Origin of the sequence: Corallococcus sp. AB018 (genome assembly GCF_003986945.1) — a bacterium.
GTDB classification, from domain to species: domain Bacteria; phylum Myxococcota; class Myxococcia; order Myxococcales; family Myxococcaceae; genus Corallococcus; species Corallococcus exiguus.
The window spans coordinates 1-19,603 of the sequence record NZ_RAWR01000005.1 but is presented as its reverse complement, the minus strand read 5'-3'; the positions used below and the strand labels follow the sequence as shown (position 1 = coordinate 19,603).

18 protein-coding genes and 1 pseudogene are annotated in these 19,603 nt (G+C 70.3%); 10 read left to right on the top strand and 9 right to left on the bottom strand.

Features of this window, described 5'->3' with window-relative positions; all coding sequences use genetic code 11:
- Positions 1-57: 57 nt before the first annotated feature.
- The 3 genes from D7Y11_RS01830 to D7Y11_RS01820 all read right to left on the bottom strand — a co-directional run bounded on the left by D7Y11_RS01830 (position 58) and on the right by D7Y11_RS01820 (position 1,906).
- Entirely contained in the window at positions 58-669 is a 612-nt protein-coding gene (locus D7Y11_RS01830; protein WP_126932879.1) for a cysteine hydrolase family protein, read from the bottom strand.
- A gap of 77 nt (positions 670-746) precedes the next feature.
- Positions 747-1,358, bottom strand: a complete 612-nt coding sequence (locus tag D7Y11_RS01825) for an SCO family protein (protein WP_233607170.1) — start codon at positions 1,356-1,358, stop codon at positions 747-749.
- Between the two features lie 17 nt (positions 1,359-1,375).
- Entirely contained in the window at positions 1,376-1,906 is a 531-nt protein-coding gene (locus tag D7Y11_RS01820; RefSeq protein WP_126932877.1) for a hypothetical protein, read from the bottom strand.
- Between the two features lie 89 nt (positions 1,907-1,995).
- Here D7Y11_RS01820 and D7Y11_RS01815 point away from each other — a divergent pair, with 89 nt between their 5' ends.
- Together D7Y11_RS01815 and D7Y11_RS44045 are read left to right on the top strand one after the other, a co-directional pair.
- Entirely contained in the window at positions 1,996-2,415 is a 420-nt protein-coding gene (locus tag D7Y11_RS01815) for a FixH family protein (RefSeq protein WP_233596610.1), read from the top strand.
- A gap of 85 nt (positions 2,416-2,500) precedes the next feature.
- A pseudogene (locus D7Y11_RS44045) lies at positions 2,501-2,599 on the top strand (NUDIX hydrolase); the annotation flags it as partial.
- 47 nt (positions 2,600-2,646) lie between these two features.
- Here D7Y11_RS44045 and D7Y11_RS01805 read toward each other — a convergent pair.
- Entirely contained in the window at positions 2,647-3,102 is a 456-nt protein-coding gene (locus tag D7Y11_RS01805; RefSeq protein ID WP_126932876.1) for a hypothetical protein, read from the bottom strand.
- A 148-nt stretch (positions 3,103-3,250) separates the two neighbouring features.
- Here D7Y11_RS01805 and D7Y11_RS01800 point away from each other — a divergent pair, with 148 nt between their 5' ends.
- Positions 3,251-4,072, top strand: coding sequence for a class III extradiol ring-cleavage dioxygenase (locus D7Y11_RS01800; RefSeq protein ID WP_120574606.1), 822 nt, complete (start codon positions 3,251-3,253; stop codon positions 4,070-4,072).
- A 12-nt stretch (positions 4,073-4,084) separates the two neighbouring features.
- On the opposite strand, the gene D7Y11_RS01795 is transcribed toward D7Y11_RS01800, so the two are convergent.
- Positions 4,085-4,783 (bottom strand): type 1 glutamine amidotransferase domain-containing protein, encoded by a 699-nt coding sequence (locus D7Y11_RS01795; protein ID WP_346728603.1) that lies wholly within the window; start codon positions 4,781-4,783, stop codon positions 4,085-4,087.
- 120 nt (positions 4,784-4,903) lie between these two features.
- Between D7Y11_RS01795 and D7Y11_RS01790 the strand changes: the two genes are divergently transcribed.
- Together D7Y11_RS01790 and D7Y11_RS01785 are read left to right on the top strand one after the other, a co-directional pair.
- On the top strand, positions 4,904-5,809 hold the full coding sequence (locus D7Y11_RS01790; protein WP_126932875.1) for a LysR family transcriptional regulator: 906 nt from the start codon (positions 4,904-4,906) through the stop codon (positions 5,807-5,809).
- Positions 5,810-6,036: 227 nt separating this feature from the next.
- The gene (locus tag D7Y11_RS01785) at positions 6,037-6,576 is read left to right on the top strand and encodes a hypothetical protein (RefSeq protein ID WP_126932874.1); all 540 of its coding nucleotides are present in this window, start codon (positions 6,037-6,039) and stop codon (positions 6,574-6,576) included.
- Here the strand turns inward: D7Y11_RS01785 and D7Y11_RS01780 are convergent, their stop codons facing one another.
- The 4 genes from D7Y11_RS01780 to D7Y11_RS01765 form a co-directional block, all read right to left on the bottom strand.
- Positions 6,577-8,859 (bottom strand): lamin tail domain-containing protein, encoded by a 2,283-nt coding sequence (locus tag D7Y11_RS01780; protein ID WP_233607169.1) that lies wholly within the window; start codon positions 8,857-8,859, stop codon positions 6,577-6,579. It abuts the gene before it with no gap.
- A gap of 171 nt (positions 8,860-9,030) precedes the next feature.
- Positions 9,031-11,007, bottom strand: a complete 1,977-nt coding sequence (locus D7Y11_RS01775) for a lamin tail domain-containing protein (RefSeq protein ID WP_126932873.1) — start codon at positions 11,005-11,007, stop codon at positions 9,031-9,033.
- Positions 11,008-11,144: 137 nt separating this feature from the next.
- Positions 11,145-12,566 carry an IgA Peptidase M64 gene (locus tag D7Y11_RS01770; RefSeq protein ID WP_121752727.1) on the bottom strand — a complete coding sequence of 474 codons (1,422 nt, stop codon included), beginning with the start codon at positions 12,564-12,566 and terminating at the stop codon, positions 11,145-11,147.
- 61 nt (positions 12,567-12,627) lie between these two features.
- Positions 12,628-14,166 (bottom strand): PEGA domain-containing protein, encoded by a 1,539-nt coding sequence (locus D7Y11_RS01765; RefSeq protein ID WP_120574600.1) that lies wholly within the window; start codon positions 14,164-14,166, stop codon positions 12,628-12,630.
- 286 nt (positions 14,167-14,452) lie between these two features.
- On the opposite strand from D7Y11_RS01765, the gene D7Y11_RS01760 reads away from it, so the two are divergent.
- The 5 genes from D7Y11_RS01760 to D7Y11_RS01740 all read left to right on the top strand — a co-directional run.
- On the top strand, positions 14,453-15,457 hold the full coding sequence (locus D7Y11_RS01760; protein WP_120574599.1) for an SDR family oxidoreductase: 1,005 nt from the start codon (positions 14,453-14,455) through the stop codon (positions 15,455-15,457).
- Between the two features lie 85 nt (positions 15,458-15,542).
- Entirely contained in the window at positions 15,543-16,544 is a 1,002-nt protein-coding gene (locus D7Y11_RS01755; RefSeq protein ID WP_120574598.1) for a diacylglycerol kinase family protein, read from the top strand.
- A gap of 83 nt (positions 16,545-16,627) precedes the next feature.
- A complete protein-coding gene (locus D7Y11_RS01750) occupies positions 16,628-17,317 on the top strand; it encodes an NUDIX domain-containing protein (RefSeq protein WP_120574597.1) in 690 nt (229 codons plus the stop codon).
- Between the two features lie 183 nt (positions 17,318-17,500).
- Complete coding sequence (locus D7Y11_RS01745) at positions 17,501-18,304, top strand: protein phosphatase 2C domain-containing protein (RefSeq protein ID WP_126932872.1); 804 nt, start codon at positions 17,501-17,503, stop codon at positions 18,302-18,304.
- Positions 18,305-18,308: 4 nt separating this feature from the next.
- Positions 18,309-19,603, top strand: a 1,295-nt coding sequence (locus D7Y11_RS01740) for a hypothetical protein (protein WP_126932871.1), incomplete at its 3' end; no start/stop codon positions are given.

Sequence of the window (19,603 nt, the reverse complement as noted above, 5' to 3'; positions counted from 1 at the left end):
TGCAAATCTACCTATGTAGATTTAATGTCAAGGCCGACTGCGGCTGCTTCCTTCACGTCAGCGGACGCTCAAGTTCACGATGGCGTTGGTGCCCATGACGGCGCCAAAGGTGTCGGCGATGGTCACCAGCGCGGACTTGTGCAGCACATCATGCGCAATGGTGCCGCCGCCGGGCGCCTCGATGTCCCGGGTGGCCGAGGCGTCGTCCGCCACGATGACGTTGTAGCCGAGGGGAACCGCGTCCCGCGCCGCGCCTGACACGCAGGCGTGGGTCATCAGGCCGGAGATGATCAGCGTCTTGATTCTGGAGATCTGCAGCTCGTGATGGAGCTCCGTGCCCTGGAACACGCTGATCTGGTTCTTCTTGACGACCTTGTGGTGGGCGGCCGGCTGGAGGTCCTTGTGGCAGAAGGCCGTCGGGCTGTCGTGGGCGAAGAGGGGAGCGCCGGACGGGCTCACGTGCCACACGTGGAAGACCGGCAGCTTGTGCCGATCCGCGAAGGCGATGAGTCGCCTGGCGTTATTCAGGGCGCGCGTCCCATCCGGAATGGGCAGCTTTCCGCTGAAGTATTCTTCCTGGAAGTCAATCACCAGCAAGGCGGTGCTGAAGGGGTCAAGCGAGTCCAGGGCGGATGCGCCGAGGATGGTGCGGATCGTGGGGTGCGACACTCTGTTCTCCGGGTCGGGGATGGACGGCCCCGCGAGTCTACTCACCGGACGCTCAGGATTTCCTGAGTTCCTTGTTGTTACTCCGGGGCCTGGGCCAGCAGCGCGGCGTCCCGGAGCAGGGCTTCCAATCCGCCCTCTCCCTCGGTGACCCGGTAGTAGCCGCGAAGCTGTCCCCGGGCGTCCACGAGCACGAAGTGCTCCCCGTGGAAGACGCTGAAGAAGTCGTCCTCGCCCGCGTCCGCGTCGCGGCCCATCATCACCCGGAAGCCCTCCAGGACCGTCGTCTCCACCTGGTCCAGCGGGCCCGTCAACAACGTCCAGTTGGCCGTGTCGATGCGGTGGTCGCGCGCATAGGCGGTCAGCCGTTCCGGCGTGTCATGGCGCGGGTCCACGCTGAACGAAGCGAAGCGCACGTCCAATCCCTGCTCCCGGGCCTGTCGCTGCACCCGCAGCATCTTCTCCGTGAGCAGCGGGCACACGGTGGGGCAGCGGGTGAAGAAGAAGTCCGCGACGTAGAGATGGCCCCGCATGTCTGCGTCGGAGAAGGGACGTCCCGTCTGGGCGGTCAATTCGAAGCGCGGGAGCGGCCCGTACAGGGGCAGGTTCTCCGCGGCGACGCGCGCGCGTTCGCGTTGAACGTGGGGCCACGCGATGGACAGCAACGCGATGACTCCTGCACCGGCGAGCACGAATAGGGATGTGGGCTTCATAGAGGGGGGCAGGAGCGCAGACAGCGCGCGTCCGTGATGACGCGTTCGGAGGTGGATGGGGTCTGGCTCGAGTCGTAGACGCCCCGGACCTGGAGGCGTTGATCCACCAGCAACAGGAGGCGGCCGCTGTCCCGCAGCGGTTGCCAATCCGGATGGAGCACCGTGGAGTCGCGCGATGTCGCGATGACGACCCGGAGCGGGACGCCGTCAGCCTCCAGCCGCTCCTGGACCTGTCGCAGGAGGGGAACAAGCGTGAATTGGATCAGGGTGAGCTGTCCCTGAAGCTGCCCGGGCTCCAGCGGCTGACCCCGCTCATCGCGAAGGGTGAGCGAGGGCAGCGGGCCATACACAGGTGGCGGCACCTCCAGCTCCCACGAGGCGTTCGAAGGGGGCGCCTCCGACCAGGCGAAGTCCAGCACCATCACGAGCGCCGCGCATGCGAGCACGGACACGGTCAGCCCCACGGCTCCCAGCACCACGAACACCCACGAACGGGGCTGCGCGGAAGAGGACGAAAGGGCGGACATGATGGCGCACCCTCTCTCATCCAGACCGCATGTGCGATGCGACACCTTGTCGCAGAACGCAGGCCCGCCTCTTCCGCTACACGGCAAGGATGATGAAGGCACTGCTGATGGGAACGCTGTTGCTGGGCGCGACGCCCTCCGCCACTCCAGACGCGGGACAGGTGAGCGCGGCCTCCTCCGTGGGGACAGTGGCCAGCGCATCCGGTCGACTCCGAGTCGAGGTCCTCTCTTCGATGACACCGCTCCGAAGAGGCGTTCAGGCGTTCCAGGTGCGGATCACCGACGCCGCGTCGGGAAAGCCGGTGCCCGGTGTCGTGCTGTCCGTCCAGCCCTGGATGCCCGCGATGAACCACGGCATCTCAGAGGTCCCCCGCGTCACCGCGCGAGACCCTGGGACCTTCGAGGTCTCCGACGCGGACCTCTTCATGCCCGGCGTCTGGGAGCTGCGCTTCACGCTGAAGGGGACGGTGGAGGACTCCGCGACCGTGACCCTCAAGCTGGGGCGGTAGGCGCGGCGGCCGCACCTCTTCGAGGTCATCAGGCTGCCAGGAGCCGTCGAAGGCAGGCGAGTCCGGGTCGTAGATGCGGAAGTCGAATGACGTTGCCGCAGTGCAGGTGTTCAGCGGACTGGTAGCCGAAGCAGAGCGCACCCACCGGGTCACGCGCCTGGTGCGCGGACAGCTCACGAGGAAGTCTGAGCGGGAGCGGCAGTTCCTCGCGCTATTCGGCGGGCATGGGCCTCAGGACTTGAGCGCCGCGGGAGCCGTTTCGCGCGGCATCAAGCCGCTGAACTCGTAGATGAACGCACCGTTCTCCGTGACGTCCACGGTGCAGGCGCCCGCGCGGGACAAGCCTTCGAGCACCTCCTTGGCTTCGGTGAACGAGAGCTGACTGCTCGCCGCCACCTCGGCGATGGTGACGCGGCCCCCGTGCTCCTTCGCGCAGGTGAGCACGGCGCGCTCGACGTCGCGGGAGTCCAGCGAGGGCCGCACCGCGACGGGCGCATCCCTCAATTCGGGCGGCAGCTTCGCGCGCCGCGCGGAGCGGACAAGCGCCAGGCCTCCGAGGACGAAGACGGCGCCGAGGATGAACCCCGCGATCGTGTGTTCCGCGGTGCCCTGGATCGGCTTGTCGAGCTCCAGGCCAATGCCAAAGACGCCGAACGCGGCGAGCGCCCAACCGATGATGCTCTTCATGCAACCCCCTTCGCGACGGGACCACCCATCCGTCCCCCAGCGCGGGTTCATAGCAGAAGGCGTCGTGTCTCAAGCGGACGCAGGGGTCCACCCGGAGTGCGTTGGCGCGCCGACCCACCCGTGGAGTTGAATGGCACCGAGAGGCCCCATGCCGACCGACCCGTCCAATCCCTCCTCGCGCCTGCCCGTCGTCTTCATCCCGCACGGCGGTGGCCCCTGGCCCTTCGTGGAGATGGGCCTTCCGAAAGCGGAGCTCCAGGCGCTCGCGACCTACCTGCGCCAGGTGGGCCAGCAGCTCGCGGCGCCACCCAAGGCGCTGCTCGTCATCTCCGCCCACTGGGAGGAGCCCGTGGCCACGGTGATGACGTCCGCCGCGCCACCCATCCTGTATGACTATTACGGGTTCCCGCCGGAGTCGTACCGCATCCCCTGGCCGGCGCCGGGCAACCCACGGCTCGCGGCGCGCGTGCGCGAATTGCTCTCCACGGCGGGCTTCGCCACGTCGGAGGACCCGGCGCGCGGCTACGACCACGGCACCTTCATCCCGCTGAAGCTGACGTACCCGGAGGCGGACATCCCCTGCGTCCAACTCTCGCTGAAGCAGGGGCTGGACCCGGCGGAGCACCTGTCCATGGGCCGGGCGCTCGCGCCGCTCCGCGACGAGGGCGTGTTCATCATCGGCAGCGGGATGACGTTCCACAACCTGCGCGCCTTCGGAGACCCTCGCGCGCACGAGGTCTCCGCGAAGTTCGACGCGTGGGTCCAGGACGCCGCCACCTCTCCCGCGGACGAGCGTGACGCGAAGCTCACGCAGTGGATGCAGGCCCCCTATGCGCGGCTCGCCCATCCTCGCGAGGAGCACCTGCTCCCCTTGATGGTCGTCGCCGGTGCCGCCGGTGCGGACCGGGGCACCACCGCCTGGTCCGGCTCCATGATGGGGACGCGCATCTCCGGCTTCCAGTTCGGCTGACGGCAGCGGGCTTCAGCCCTTGGGGGCCGGGGCCTGCTTCTTCTCGGCCAGGACCTTCAGGACCTCCTGCGCGGTGGCGGCGGAGGACGCCGGGTTCTGTCCCGTGACGAGCCGCCCGTCGCGCACCGTGAAGCTCTTCCACAACGGGCCGGACTCGTAGCGCGCGCCCAGCTCGCGCATCCGGGTCTCCAGCGGGAAGGGGACGATGGCGTCGAACTTCGCCGCCTGCTCCTCCGCGTTGCTGAAGGCCGCCACGCGCTTGCCCGCCACCAGCGGCTTGCCGTCCGGTCCCTTCACGCCCACCAGCGCCGCCGGGCCGTGGCAGACCGCCGCCACCACCGCGCCCCGCGCGTAGCCCGCGGACAGCAGCTGGTGCGCCGGCACGTGCTGCGCCAGGTCCCACATCACGCCGTGCCCGCCCACCACGAAGTACGCGTCGTAGGTGTCCTTCACCTGGGCGAGCACCTTCGTGTTCGCCAGCTTCTTCGTCGCCTCGGCGTCCGCGAGGAAGGCGCGCGTGTCCTCCGTCTGCTCCTTCTCGCTGCGAGGATCCACGGGCGCCTTGCCGCCCAGCGGCGACGCGATGTCCACCTGGGCCCCGGCCTTGGTGAACTGCTCGTACGGCGCGGCGAGCTCCTCCAACCAGAAGCCCGTCTTCTCCCCGGTGTTCCCGAACTGCGAGTGGCTGGTGACGATGAGCAGCACCTTCACGGCGGTGAGCGCTTCCATGGGACGTCCTCCTTCGAGCCCCAGTCCGTGGGGCGATGGGCGATGAAATACGTCCCCGCCGTCCCCAAGAAAACCGAGAGCCTCTTCACATAAACTGAAGCCATGCTTGGTAATCACGAAGCGCTCTGGACGCTGTGGGAGGTCAGCCGGGCGGGCACGCACGCGACCGCCGCCACGCGCCTGGGCATCACCGCCTCCGCCGTGGGTCAGCAGCTCAAGGCCCTGGAGCGACACGTGGGCGTGGCGCTGTTCGAACGGGTGGGGCGCCGGGCCCGGCTCACTCCGGCGGGCGCCGCCCTCGTCGCGAGGCTGGGCGAGCACCTGCCCGCGGTGGACGCGGCGTTGGAGGCGGCCTCCGAGGCCCAGCGCGCGGTGCGTGGCGAGGTGTCCCTGGGCGGTCCCTGGCCCTTCTTCCGGTACTGGCTCCGGCCCCGCATGCCGGGCCTGCTGGCGCGGCACCCGGAGCTGCGGCTGGACGTTCGCTTCGACGTGCCCAGCCGCGTGTCACGGCTGTTGCTGGACGGCGCGTTGGACCTGGGCATCGTCGGACTGTTGCCGGACGCTCCGGGCCTGGAGGTCCGACCGGTGGCCCAGGAGGAGTTCGTCGCCGTGGGCGCGCCTTCGTACCTGAAGCGTTGGGGAACACCGCGCGGGGCACGCGACTTCGGTGCGCACCGCTTCATCGCCTTCGATGCGGACCTGGCCATGCTGGCGCCGTGGTGGCGCGCCACCTTCGGACCGAAAGAACCCCTGCCGGCGCAGGTGGTGTGCCGCGTCGCGAACCTGGACGAGATGCTGGCCCTGGTGGAGGCGGGCGTGGGGCTGGCGGTGTTGCCCGACTACCTGGTGGCGCCCGCAGTGCGCGAGAAGCGGGTCGTGACGCTCACGCCGGAGCTGGGCCGACGCTCCGCACGGAAGCCTCGGGGAACGCTCTATGTCGCGTGGCGCAGGGCCGCGGCACCCACGGCCCGCTTCCTCGCGGTGCGCGACTGGCTCCTGGCCGCATAGGCGCTGCTTCCGGAAGGCCCTGGGCCAGGGCGCGAGGTAGCGCATGCCCGCCCGCCCTCCGGACAGGAAGGAGAGAGTTCCAGGCAGCCAGGCCCAGCCCCACACGGTCGTGGTTCCCGGCGGGGCAGGGTGTCCCCATCTTTACCGGGGGAGAGCGGGCTCGCGCGCCATGGACGGGACTCCGTCGGGAAGCGGGCTCCTTCGCACGACACGGGAGGACGTGGCCAATGCGGAGAATGCGCGGGACGGCGGGCCTGCTGATGCTGGGCCTGGTGGGACTCGGGGGGCTGTCGGCGTGCCACGGCGGCGAGCCGGGGCAAGACGGCCCTTCCGCGAAGCACCGCGAGGGACGTTCGGAGGTGCTGCGCGGGCTGATGGCCTCCAAGGAGACCGTGGACCCCAAGGCGCTGAAGACCGCGGGCTCGGAGGTGAAGGGCGAATCGGCCCCCGCTCCGGCTCCAGAGGGAACGGGCGGCTCCGGTCAGCAGCCCCGGCCCATGGGCTGGGCCGCGGGCCGCGTGTCCTGGGTGGGCGACGACGAGCTGCTCTTCGTGGACGGCCAGGGCCAGGAGCAGGAGGTCTTCGTGGACGAGGCCACGCGGCTCAAGCGCGACGACGAGAACGTGCAGCTGCACGACATGTCCGAGGGCGATGAGATCCGCGTCACCTACGAGGACCATGGCCAGGAGTGGATCGCCCGGGACGTGGAGGCGGTGCCCGCGGAGCCGGAGCCCGGGCCCGACCCCCAGGCCCCGCCGCTGCGCTGACTAGAACGCGCCTCCGTCCGCGCGCCGGCCCGGTGAGGACTGCAGCCCGGGCGTCAGCGTGGTGTGCAGCACGAAGCCCGCGTCCGGCGACAGGTCCGGGGAGCGGTTGATGGACACCGCGTCCACGGTGCTGAAGTAATCGACGCTGTCCACGACGCCGCCATCCTGGCGCTTGAGCTGCACGGTGTCCGACGTGTTGTTGAGGCTCAGCGTCCCGCTGGAGGCCGCGACGGCGTCGGGCGTGCCGGCCGGGAAGCCCGCGGACCCACCGAAGACGACCAGGGGCCGTCCTGGTTGAAGCACCGTGCCCGGGGCGAAGACGTGCCGCGTGCTCAGGGCGTCCCACAGGCTCCAGCCGGACAGGTCCAGCGGGGCGGTCCCCGTGTTGTAGAGCTCCACGAACTCGTGCGCGGTGCCGCCGGGGAGCGCGGGCTCGTTGGCGAGCAGTTCGTTGATGATCACGCGGGGCGCCGTGCGCGTGAACCAGATGCGGCCGGGGGTCATGTCGAAGCGCGACGCGTTGGCCGTGTCCACCACGCGCACGCGCACCAGGTCGCTCTCCACGTCCGGCACGGTCCACGTGAAGGTGCCCTCGCTCGCGCTCACGGAAGGGGCCACGACGAACCACTGGTCGCCGCTGTCGTAGGTTGCCTCGATGCGCACGGTGCTCACGCCCGCCGAGCGCCACGTGACCGTCAGCGGGGTGCCCACGACGAACGTGCCGTCCAGGGGCGCGGTGACCCGCACGCGCGGACCGGGAACGCCGCTCAGGTCGTAGCGGGTGATGACGGGGTAGTGGTCGCTGACGGTGCGGGCGTAGTCCGGAATGGTCGCGTCGGGCCGGAGCACCTGGACGCCACCGGGCACCGCGTCCACGGCGACCTCGTCGGTGACGAGCGTGTGGTCGATGACGTCGTTGTACTCCGTGGTGGTGCGGATGGTGGCGTCGGTCAGCACCTTCGTGAGGAAGGTGTAGTGCGTGGGGTCGTCCAGGAAGTTCGCGTAGGGCGTGGGCAGCGCGACGCCGTTCTGCGTGGAGATGGAGTGGTCCAGGTCATCGTTCCAGTCGCCGATGACGAGCACGCGCGCCTCGGGCAGCCACTGGTCCAGGTAGCTCTTGAGGGCGGTCGAGGAGCGCTGGCGCTGGCCGTAGGACGTCATGTCCTCGAAGGCTTTCATGTGCGTGACGATGACGACCAGCGGCGCGTCCTCGCCATGGATGCGGGTGGTGAAGTCCACGCGCAGCGGCGGGCGTCCGCCGAAGTCGGCGGCCTGCGCGGTGAGGATGATCTGGGCGCTGCGGTAGGTGAGCGAGCTGTCGTAGACGATGCCGGGCTTCTGCTCGCCCGCGGAGTACGTCGACGTGCCGCTGAGGACGTAGGTGGTGTTGTTGGCGAGGAAGCCGCGGTAGTTGCCGGACAACCCCGACAGGAGCGTGTTGAAGTCCACGGTGTCCACCATCTCCACCAGGCCCCAGACGTGGGCCTCCGCGTCGCGAATGACACTCGTCGCCCCCGCGACCTGGAGATCGTCGGTCACGCCGCCGTCGGAGGTGGAGTTGGCCGGGCCCTGATTGGGTGCGCCGAACCACTCCAGGTTCCAGTGGCCCACGGTGAACAGGGAGAGGGGCGGCTGCACCATCACGATCAGCCGCGCGGACGCGGTCTGTCCCTCCGCGTCGCGCACGGTGGCGGTGAAGAGCGTCGAGCCCGCGGCGGTGGGCGTGCCGGACAGGGCGCCGTCCGTGGAGAGCGTGAGCCCCGCGGCCAGCGTGCCGGTGAAGCTCCAGGTGAACGGTGCCCGCCCGCCAGAGGCGGTGAGGCTGAAGGCATAGGGCTGCCCCACGCGTCCGTCCCCGAGCCCCAGGGAGGTCACCGTGAGCGCCGGAATGCCTGCATCCGGCATTCCCGCATCGCCGCCATCGGAAGTCGAGCCGCCATCGGAAGTCGAGCCGCCGTCACCCGACGAGCCGCCATCGTTCAGCACACCGGCGTCATCTGACGAGCCGCCATCGCCGGAGGCGCCGCCATCGCCAGGCTCACCTCCATCGACAGACTCGCCGCCGTCGACAGACTCGCCGCCGTCGACAGACTCGCCGCCGTCGACAGACTCGCCGCCGTCGACCTGCTCGCCGCCGTCGACCTGCTCGCCGCCACCGTCGGACGCGCCGCCGTCGGCTTTTACTCCGCTGTCGGGAGGCTCGACCGGCGTCGGAGGCGTGGAGCTGGGACACGCGGTGAGCAGCAGGGCGAGCAGGGGCGCGACGATGCGAGGGAGGGGCATGGAAGCCATCCGGTCCAGACACCGGAAAGGGACCGCGGCCCATCGCGATGACGGGCGGTGCATCCCCATGCTCCCAAGAGTCGCACATCCCCCCGTCATCCAAGAAGAAGGGCCGCGCTCCCCGGTGGGGGAACGCGGCCCTGGGTTACTGCGATGTGTCAGACGCGGTGACTACGGCGTCGGCGCGCCCGGGGTCGGCGTGGTCACGAACGCGAAGTCCGCGTTGTTGTTGTTCGTGTCGTTGCCGTTCGGGGTCCGCTGCAGGGAGCCCACGGCGGAGTTCGAGTCAGAGGCGACGGTGCGCGTGCCCTCCTCGAAGTTCAGGGACTTGGGACCCGCGGCCGTGGTGATGGTGAACGTGCTGTTCTGGGGATTGGTGGCAGCCGTCTCGTAGAAGACGCTGTCGAGGAGCGTGCCCGCCGCGTAGTCGAGCAGGCCCGCGCCGTCACCGGTGCCGTTCTGGATGATGTCGGTGCTCGCGCCGGAGGCCGTCTTGAGGATCAGCCGCAGCGTGCCCGCCGGCAGGTTCGCCGTGGCGAAGTACGGCGCGGACGCCGCGACGATGTAGCCACCCGCGGGCAGCGACGTGACCGCGGCGCCAGCCGCGTCCGTGGTGTCGGCCAGGTTGAACTTCAGGTACTCCTCGCGCGGGGTGGCGGTGGAGTCGCCGTTGACGAACACCAGCTTGACGTTGGTCAGGTCCGCCGCCGCGGTGCCGCGGTTGTAGATCTCCAGGAACTCCGCGTTGTCGGTGCCCACGTTGTCGTAGTCGATCTCATTGATGACCAGCGCCGGGCCCGTCGGAGGAGGCGTCAGGCCGGTGAACGTCGCGGTCTTGGCGGCCGCGTCCAGGACCTTGCCGGCCAGGTCCTTCACCTCGCCGTTCACGGTCACCGTGTACGGCGTGCCAGCCGTCAGGTCCGCCGTGGTCAGCGAGACCTGGTTGCCCGTCGTCGTCGCCGCGGAGACGGCCACGGTCGGCGTGATGCCGAAGTCCTCCGCCTGCACGCTGGCCGCGTCGAGCTTCCGGTCGAACGTCAGCCGCACTTCCGTGCCGCTCAGCGGGCGCGCCTCGGTGAGCTTCGGCGCGGGGCACGAGGTGATGGTGAGCTGCTCCGGCGCGAACACGGACACCTGGGGCTGGGCGGTGAAGCGCCAGACGACGCCGGTGGGCACGGCCACGTCGCAGCCGGAGACCAGGTCCAGGTCCGTGGCCAGGGTGGTGGGCACGCGCAGGCGCAGGGGGCTGGCGGTCGGCTCACCCGTGGTGTCCAGCGGGAAGGCGGTGAAGGCCGCGCCGCTGCCAGCGCCCGCCTCCAGCTTGCCGGACACGGTGACCAGACGGCTCTCGTAGACGCTGGTCGTGCCGGCGTCCTCGAAGGTGCTGACGGCGTTCGCGTCCACCTTCAGGCCCGGGGGCGTCGCGGTGTCCAGGTTCCACACGCCGTGGTTCTTGCTCACCACGGTCAGGTCCGTGACGGTCTTCGCCACGTTGAGCCCGCTGATGATCTCCTTCTCCGTGACGTTCAGCGTCACGCGGTCACCCACGGCGACCGCCGTGGTGGACGCGGAGCCGCGCACGAACATCGCCGGCCCGTTGGGCTCGGCCTGCAGGAAGAAGCCGGAGGCCTCCGTGGCCGCGCTGCCCGCCACCTCGGGCTTGATGAAGGTCACGAACGCGCCGCTCACGAGCTGCGGCGTGGTCAGCGCGCCTGCGGGGGCCGCGATGAACGCGGCGATCTGCGCGCTCGTATCCGCCGGCGGCGTGGTGACGCTGGAGGGCGTGCAGGTGTTCGTCGCGATGTCGCAGGACTCGGTCAGGGCGCAGGCCGGGGTGCACGCCTGGGGGCCACCCGTGCCGGCGTCCGTCGTGGTGCCGGCGTCCGTCGTGGTGCCAGCGTCGGTGCCCGCGTCCGTCGTGGTGCCGGCGTCCGTCTCAGTGCCGGCGTCCTCTTCCGGAGGAAGGTTCAGCGTGCGCAGCTCGCACTTGTTCTCCACGCAGGTGTACGCCTGGCCCGCGGGCGGCGCGCCCTTGTCACGACAGTCGAACTGATCGACACACTCGTCGCCGCAACCCGTGCCGACCGTGACGAACACGGTGGTCACGAGCGCCGGCAGCCAGCTCCGCTTCAAGCTCTGCTTCAGCATGTAAATGCCTCCAGGGTGTCCAGATTGCAGGTGCGGTCCCCCTTACACCCGAAAACAGAGGGGCGTCCATTTGCCCAACCACCTGCCACGTCCCTGTCACCCGAAAGGATGCACAGGGGCCTGGGAATCGAAGGAAGTCAGGGACTCTTTCGTGCAGGGGTGGACGTTGGACCCGCGTACAGGTCGATGACCTCGGTGATGCCGCGCTGGCACACCGCGCAGAAGGGCACCCGGTCCCGGGTGAACATCATGCAGTCCATCTGCGGCCGGAAGTAGCCCTTCGCCTCGTAGTGCGCGCCCTCGAAGGCGCCCACCTTCCCGGAGAACTTCTGCGTGCCCAGGAATTTCTCCTCCCAGTCCCGCTGCGCCACGAACAGCGCGTCCATCTCCGACTCGGGTTTGCGCTCTGAACGAATCTTCTGCCGGCGTTGCTGCACCTGCAGGGCGTGCGCGTCATAGGCGGGCTGATTCCAGGGCGTGGGCAGCGGGGTCCCCGGCGCCACCAGGTCCTTCCACTTGAGCTGGGCGGGGTCGTGGAGCGCGGTGACGTTCTTCTCCCAGGGCTCCACCCGCTCCGCAGGCGCGGCGCCGTAGATGGGGGCGGACGTGTAGTACTCGTCCGCCAGCCCCGCGAAGTGGTGACCGAACTCGTGGACGAAGACGTAGGGGGCCCAGAGGCTGTCGGCGGCCACGGTGCTGAAGAGGTTGTAGATGCCTCCTCCGCCGTAGGTATTGCCGTTGGAGAGGATCTCCACGAACTCGTAGGGCGCGAAGGCGGCGGTGTCACGCAGCGCGGCGTTGTCGAAGGTGAGGATGTAACGCTCGGCGCCAAAGGCGTCGTAGGTGGAGCCCAGGGGCGAGCGGCGGTGGACGCCGGTGGAGGGCCGGGAGATGCCGGACTCGGACGCCTTGGGCATCAGCCCCCAGACGTTGAAGTCCGCCTTGCGCTCCTTGAAGGGGGAATAGCTGAAGAGGATCTCCACCAGCTTGCGCGCGTCCTTCTCGAACTTGGCGCGCTCCGCCTCCGTGTAGCCGTCCCCCATGATGAGGAAGTCCACCTTGTCCTGCGGCGGCCCGTTCTCCAGCAGCTTCAGCAGCGGGCCCGGCGCGGGCGGCGAGGACGGATCCACGAAGGGGTCCTTCGGATCCACCACCAGCGACCAGATTTCGCGGAAGGCGTTCTGCGCGTCGCGCTTCTTCAGGATGACCTGGACGGGGCTGTCCGGCGCGGGGAAGCGCAGCGACTCACTGAAGGTGCGGTGGGCCTGCTTCGCCTCGTCCGTCAGCTCCCACTCGCCGAAGATGGAGGCGAAGCCGCGCGAGAACAGCAGCCGGTTCGTCTTCCGGTCCCGCACCTCGAAGAGGTACTTGCCCAGGTTCGTCTCGTCGATGGCCCGCGCCGGGTGGCCCGGCCAGGGCAGGGGCTCCACCACCAGCCGCTCCAGGCTGAAGCGCTCCTCGGTGGCGTTGCCGGTGTGGAAGTAGTCGACGCGGAACGTCCGGGGTGCGGCGAGGGCGGTGCTCGCCGTGAGCAGCAACAGCAGGAGGGAAGCGCGCATGTGGCGCGACTCTACGCGCCCGGCGCTTCCCATCCAGGAACCTCCGGCCGGGACCGTCCGCTCAGAACGTTCCGGACACGCTCGCCGCCGCGCCCGTCTCGTCCGCCGTCACACCCAGCGTCACGGGCGCTGGCTTCGCGGGGGAGGACACGAGGAAGAGCACCGCCCCGGTGACGACTGCCGCGCCGCCGCCCACGAGCAGCCCCGTCATGACGTGGCTCTTGCCCACCAGAGAGTCGCGCAGCGCGACGGCCCGCGCATCCGTGCTCACCAACTGGCCGCCATTGGCCGCGCGGCGGTCCTCCAGGCCGTTCAGGTCCTTCTGGGCCAGCAGCCGCACCACGCCCGCGCCACCCAAAGCCGCCACGCCCGCGCCCACCGTCACGTACGACGCCGTGCGCAGGCCCGTGCTGGGGGCGGCGTCGCTGGAGACGTCCTCCGACAGCAGGTTGGGCGCGGTGAGGTCCGCGCCCGTGCCGGAGGCGCTGGCCGTGCCCCGCGCGCCGCCCGCGTCCCAGGGCGCCTTGCCGTTGGCGTTGTTCATCACCACGAGGTTGGAGGGCGAGCGTCCGGTGGTGACGAAGTCCACCAGCGCGGAGAGGGCCTCACCGGGCGCGTCCAGGCCCTGTGTCTTGAAGCCGCCCTCGCGCAGCTTCTGCCCGCCGTCGACGTTGAGCACCGTGGCGGCGAACCACTTGGGCCCGCTGCTCGGGCGCTCCAGCCGCACGACGATGACCTCCTCCACGCCCAGCGTGCCGCCCAGGCGCACCGCGTGGCTCCAGGTGCGCTCCTCGTTGCCGTCCGCGGCGGCGAGGCACGGGAAGGGCGCGGCCGTCACGGACCCCTCGTAGGCCAGGTCCACCAGCAGCGGCGTGTCCGCCCCCTGCGCCTGCACCTGCCGGGGGAAGCTCACCGCGTCCCCCTTCACCATCGTCAGCTCGTACGCGCCCGCGGGCAGCTCCAGCGTGAGCGGCGTCTGCCCCACGCTCAGGCCCTCCAGGTACACGTCCGCCGCGGGCAGCGTGGACTTCAGGGACAGCTTCACCTTCGGCGTCCTGGCCAGGTCGCGGCGCAGCTTCTCGAAGGCCTGCCGGATGGAGGGGGCGTACTGGTCTGGGTCCAGCTGGTACTTCGGCTGGAGGCGCAGCACCTGGAGGAAGGCCGCGTCGCTGTCCTTCGTCTTCCCCATCGCCCGGTGGTTGAGCCCGTGCAGCAGCTGCGCGTGGGCGAAGAGCTTCCAGCGCGGCTCGCCCGGCGGCAGGCGGCGGATGTCGCGCAGGGCATCGTCCAGGAGCTGGGTCGCGCGGGCGTTGCGGCCCTCGTAGAACTGGTCCTGCGCGGCGTCCAACTGGCGCTGGAGGTCCTCGAAGGAGCGCGAGGAGTCGGGGAAGAGGCGCTCGGCGAACTCGGGCGCGCTCAGCAGGTGCTGTTCGGGGCGGGCGCGGAGGGCGTCGTAGAACGCCTTGGACTGGCCGCTCAGCTCGGCGTCCCGGCAGTCGCCGCTGGAGACCACCAGCCGGTGGGGCGCGGCCCCCGAGGCGGCGGCGCACAGCAGGCACAAAAGCAGCGCGAAGGCGGACGGCTTCGGACGGAAGGGCATGGTCACGTGGGTGTGGAAGGGATGGCCGGACCGGCGATGCAGGCCGCGTTCCGTCCTCTACCGGACTGTCCACCCTCCAGGCCAGCGACCCCGGAGCCTGCCTCCCGGTCCCGCACGTGGACCCCCGTCCGGATTCCGGGCCCCCTGCCTCGCTGGTTGCCCTCCGGGTGAGTCACCTGTGTCCCGGGTGCGACGCCGGGCGTCATCCCCACCTTTCCGTCCACGAACCCTTTCGAATGCTCGGGCCGTCCAGAGCCGGCGGGCCCGCCAACAAGGACCCCACTCCATGGATCGCATCTGGAAGAAGAAGGTCATCGTCATCACGGGCGCCTCCAGCGGCATTGGCCGGGCCACCGCGCTGCTCCTGGCGAAGAAGGGTGCCCACGTGGTGCTCGCCGCGCGCCGGGAGGACCCCCTGGAGGAGCTGGCGGCCGAGTGCGAGTCCCACGGTGTCCAGGCGCTGGTGGTCCCCACGGACGTGGCGGACGCGGAGGCCGTGCGGAAGCTGGCGGAGGCCGCGGTGGAGGCCTTCGGCCACTTCGATGGCTGGGTGAACAACGCGGGCGTCTACATGCTGGGCAGCCTGGAGGAGACGCCGGACGAGGCGTTCCGCCAGCTCATGGAGACCAACTTCTTCGGCACGGTGAGCGGCGCGCGCGCGGCGCTGGCCCGGTTCCGTCGCCAGGGCTACGGGACGCTCGTCAACGTGTCCTCCACCTTTGGCACCGTGCCCGCGCCGTACCTGAGCGCCTACGTGGCCTCCAAGTTCGCGGTGCGCGGCTTCTCCGCGTCGCTGCGCCAGGAGCTGCTGGGCACGGGCATCGACGTGTGCACGGTGATGCCCGCCGCCATCGACACGCCCCTGTGGCGCCACACCGCCAACTACACCGGCTGGCGCATCCGCCCCGTGGAGCCCGTCTACACGCCGGAGCGCGTGGCCCGCACCATCCTCCGCGTGCTGCGCCACCCCCAGGACGAGGTGATTGTCGGCCCCGCGGGGAAGAGCTTCGCGGCGATGCACGGCCTGTTCCCTCGCACGTACGAGCGCACCATGCGGGCCGGCACGGACGCGCTGCACTTCAAGGACGAGCGGCAGCGCCCTACCCCCGGCAACCTCTTCCAGCCCATGGAGGAGGGGGACACGGCCTCGGGCGGTTACCACGGCACCGGAAAACAATGGCTACGTCGTCTGTTGGTGGCCGGAGGGCTGGCCGCCGCGGCGGTGACGCTGCGCCGGCGTGCGGCCGAGCGGCACCTGGAAGCACGGCTGGCCCACGCCCTGGGGGTGTGATGCCCATGTTTCCGGGGGAGTCCCCATGCCGGGGCTCTTTTCGTGACGGGGCCATGACATGAACTGGGGAAGAGTCGCGCCCGCCATGAACATCGCCGTCCTCGTCAATCTGCGTGCGCGTAAAGGGACCGAAGGGATGGGCGGGCTCGTCAGAGACCTGCTCCCCCGGGCCCGGGTGGCCCTGACCCGTTCCCTGGAGGAAGCCCGGGAGTGGGTGGACCAGCTCCGGCACGACCCGCCCAGCCTGCTGCTCGCGGGCGGAGGCGACGGCACCATCACGGGCCTGCTCAACGAGCTGCGCTCCCAGGGTGTGGCCCTGCCGGCCATTGGCGTGCTGCCGCTGGGGACGGGCAACGCCTGGGCCCGCGTCACCGGGGCGCCGCGTCCTCATGTGGCCCTGAAGCAGATCGCCGCGTACGGCGAGCGCCTGCCTCCCCTGCGTCCCTTCTCCCTGGTGCGGGTGGAGGGCCGGGTGGCGCCCTTCGCGGGCACGGGCTGGGACGCGGAGATGATTCAGGACTTCAAGAACCAGCTCGCCGCGGCCGGTCCGCTGAAGAAGTCGCAGGCCGGCCTGCGCGGCTACCTGGGCGCCATGTTCACGCGCACGGTGCCTCGCCATCTGTTCGGCGAGGGCAACCCGAACGTCTCCGTCTACAACCTGGGCGCGCCCGCGCTGACCATCGACGCGACGGGCGCGGTGCGGCCGCTGCCCAACGCCGGCGAGGGGCAGCTCTTGTACCAGGGCCCCGCGGGCGTGGCGGGCGCGGCGACGACGCCGGAGTGGGGCTTCGGCTTCAAGGCGTTCCCGTTCGCGCAGGCGGTGCCGCACCGGCTGTCCGTGCGCGTGTACGGCGCGGGAGTGATGGAGGCCACGCGCAACATGTTCCGCCTGTGGCGCGGCGAGCACCCCATGCCGCGCATGCACGACTTCTTCGTGGAGCGCCTGCGGATGGACTTCGACCGCGAGGTGCCCTTCCAGATGGGCGGCGACGTGCTGGGCATGCGCCGCTCGCTGGAGTTCGACCTGGCGGAGGAGAACGTCAACCTGGTCGACTGGCGTCGCCTGGGGCGGCTCGTCGCCGTCTAGCCCGCCGCACCCTCCGATGAGCGCATGAAGGCGCTTGCCGGCACCGTGTCCTCTGGACACGATGCTGGCCGGAGGGTTTCCCCGTGAGCCACACCTATGAGTACCCGCGCCCTGCGGTGACGGTGGACTGCGTCGTCTTCGGGTTGGACGAAGAGGACCTCAAGGTGCTGCTCATCCAGCGCGGCGTGGAGCCGTACCAGGGCCGGTGGGCGCTGCCCGGCGGCTTCGTGCGCATGGACGAGTCCCTGGAGGACGCCGCGCGCCGTGAGCTGGAGGAAGAAGCGGGCCTGCGCACCAGCCACCTGGAGCAGCTCTACACGTTCGGTTCTCCGGACCGCGACCCCCGGGGCCGCGTCATCACCGTGGCGTACTTCGCGCTGGTGAAGCTGTCCCAGCACCACCTCCAGGCGTCCACCGACGCGCGTGAAGCGGCGTGGTTCTCCGTCTGGGATACGCCGAAGCTCGCGTTCGACCACGCGGACGTGCTGTCCACCGCGCTGCAGCGGCTCAAGGGCAAGGTGCGCTACCAGCCCATCGGGTTTGAACTGCTGCCGCCCAAGTTCACGCTGTCGCAGCTCCAGCGGCTGTACGAGACGGTGCTGGAGCGCGAACTCGACAAGCGCAACTTCCGCAAGAAGATCCTCGCCATGGACCTGCTGGAGGAACTGGACGAGGTGGAGCAGGACGTCTCCCACCGCGCCGCGCGCCTCTACCGGTTCGACCACAAGAAGTACAAACAGCTCGAGAAGGCCGGCTTCAACTTCGAGCTCTGAACACCCCCACCTCCCGCCACACCCATCGGCGCCCGCTGACAGGTTGTCCCACGTCGCCTTGACTTCGTGTCATGTGGACACTATGTTGGTGTCGTAGATACACTAAGCTGGACGGCGTGGGGCCGTCCACTCGCCAGCAGGTTCCGGGTCGTGCGAGCCCTTTTCGAGGGCCACGGGAGAGCCATGTCCACGCTGCCCTTCGATGTCGCGGTGGGTTCGGTGCAGGGGCGGGAGCACGCGCGCTCGGGGCGCAACAACCAGGACGCCGCCTGCGTCCGGGAGAGCGAGCACGGGCTGGTGGTGGTAGTGGCGGACGGGTGTGGCAGCCAGCCGTGCAGCGAGTTGGGGGCGCAGCTGGGCGTGCGGCGGCTGGCGCAGGCGGCGCATGCGAGGCTGGCGCGGGGTGAGACCGTGGACGGCGCGGACTTCCTGACCGGGCTGCGCGCGGACCTGCTGGAGCTGATGGAGGGCCTGGCATCCACGCTGGGGCGCGACGTGCTGGGGGACCTGCTCTTCACGCTGGTGGGGGCGGTGATGACGCCGGCTCACACGCTCGTCTTCTCGTCTGGGGACGGGGTGTGGATGCTCAACGGCGAGGTGCACGCGCTGGGGCCGTTCCCGGGCAACGCGCCGCCGTATCTCGCGTATGCGCTGCTGCGCGGCGAGGACGTGCGGCTGGAACGCCGGGCGATGGTGCCCACGGAGGATGTGCACGCGCTGCTGGTGGGCACGGACGGGGTGGGGGACCTGCTGGACCTTTCGCAGGCGCGGCTGCCAGAGCGCGATGAAGCGGTGGGCCCGCTGTCGCGCTTCTGGACGGAGGACCGGTACTTCACGAACCCGGACGCGGTGCGACGGCGGCTGGCTCAGCTCAATCGCGAGTCGGTGCGCGCGGACTTCGCGGAGCGGCGGCTGCTGCGCACGCCGGGGCTGCTGACGGACGACACCACGCTGGTGGTGCTGCGCCGCCGGATGGGGAGGGCGTGAGGCCATGGACGTCTGGCTGGAGGGAAAGAAGGTCCGGTTGGATCCGCGGCAGGCGCTGGGCAAGGGCGGCGAGGCGGATGTGTATGACCTGGGCGACGGCCGCGCGCTCAAGGTCTTCAAGCCGCCCGAGCACCCGGACTACCTGGGCCTGTTGCCCGAGCAGGCCGCCGCGAAGGCCCGGCTCGTGGAGCACCAGCGCAAGCTGCGCGCGTTTCCCTCGGGCCTTCCTGCGCGAGTGGTGACGCCGCAGGCCCTGGCCACGGACAAGAAGGGCGCGGAGGTGCTGGGCTATGCGATGCGCAAGCTGGACGGCGTGGAGCCGCTGCGCCGGTGGAGCGAGCCCTCGTTCCGGCGCGCGGGAGGCAAGGCCGCGGACGCGGTGACGGTGCTGGCGGGGCTGCACCGGGTGCTGGCGGCGGTGCACTCGGCCAGTGTGGTGGTGGGGGACTTCAATGACTTGAACGTGCTGACGGTGGGCACGGACGCGTACTTCATCGACGCGGACAGCTTCCAGTTCGGTCCCTACCTGTGCCCGGTGTTCACGGAGAAGTTCCTGGACCCGCTGCGGCTGGACCCGAGCGCGCAGACGCTGACGCCCGCGCGGCCGGCGACGGTGGAGAGCGATTGGTATGCCTTCGCCGTCACCGTGATGCAGTCGCTGCTGTGCGTGGGTCCGCAGGGCGGCATCCACAAGCCGAAGACGCAGGCGGCTCGGTTGAACGCGGTGGGACGGATGCTCCAGCGCGTCACGGTGTTCCATCCGGACGTGCAGTACCCCAAGCCCGCGCTACCCCGGGCGTCGCTGCCGGATGACCTGCTGCACCTGTTCCACCAGGTGTTCGTGGAGGACCGGCGCGGCGCATTCCCGCTGCCGGTGCTGGAGGGACTTCGCTTCACGGTGTGCGCGTCGTGTGGCCTGGAGCACGCGCGGGCCGCGTGTCCCACGTGTCAGCCGCACGCGACGGTGGCTGCCACGCCGGTGTCGGCGGTGCGCGGTCAGGTGACGGCGAAGCGGACGTTCACGACCCGCGGCGTGATGGTGCACGCGAGCGCGGAGGACGGGACTGTGCGCTTCGTCTACCACGCGGACGGCGCGTACCGGCGCGAGGACGGGCGCACGGTGATGCGTGGCGCGCTGGACCCGACGCTGCGCTGGGCGGTGCAGGGGGATGTGACGCTGCTGGGGCAAAGGGGCCGCGTGGCGGTGTTCACGCCGGGCCGGGAGCAGGAGTTCATTGGCGTGGATGTCTGTGAGAACCGGCCGGTGTTCGCGGCCAATGCCAGACACCGGTTCTGGGC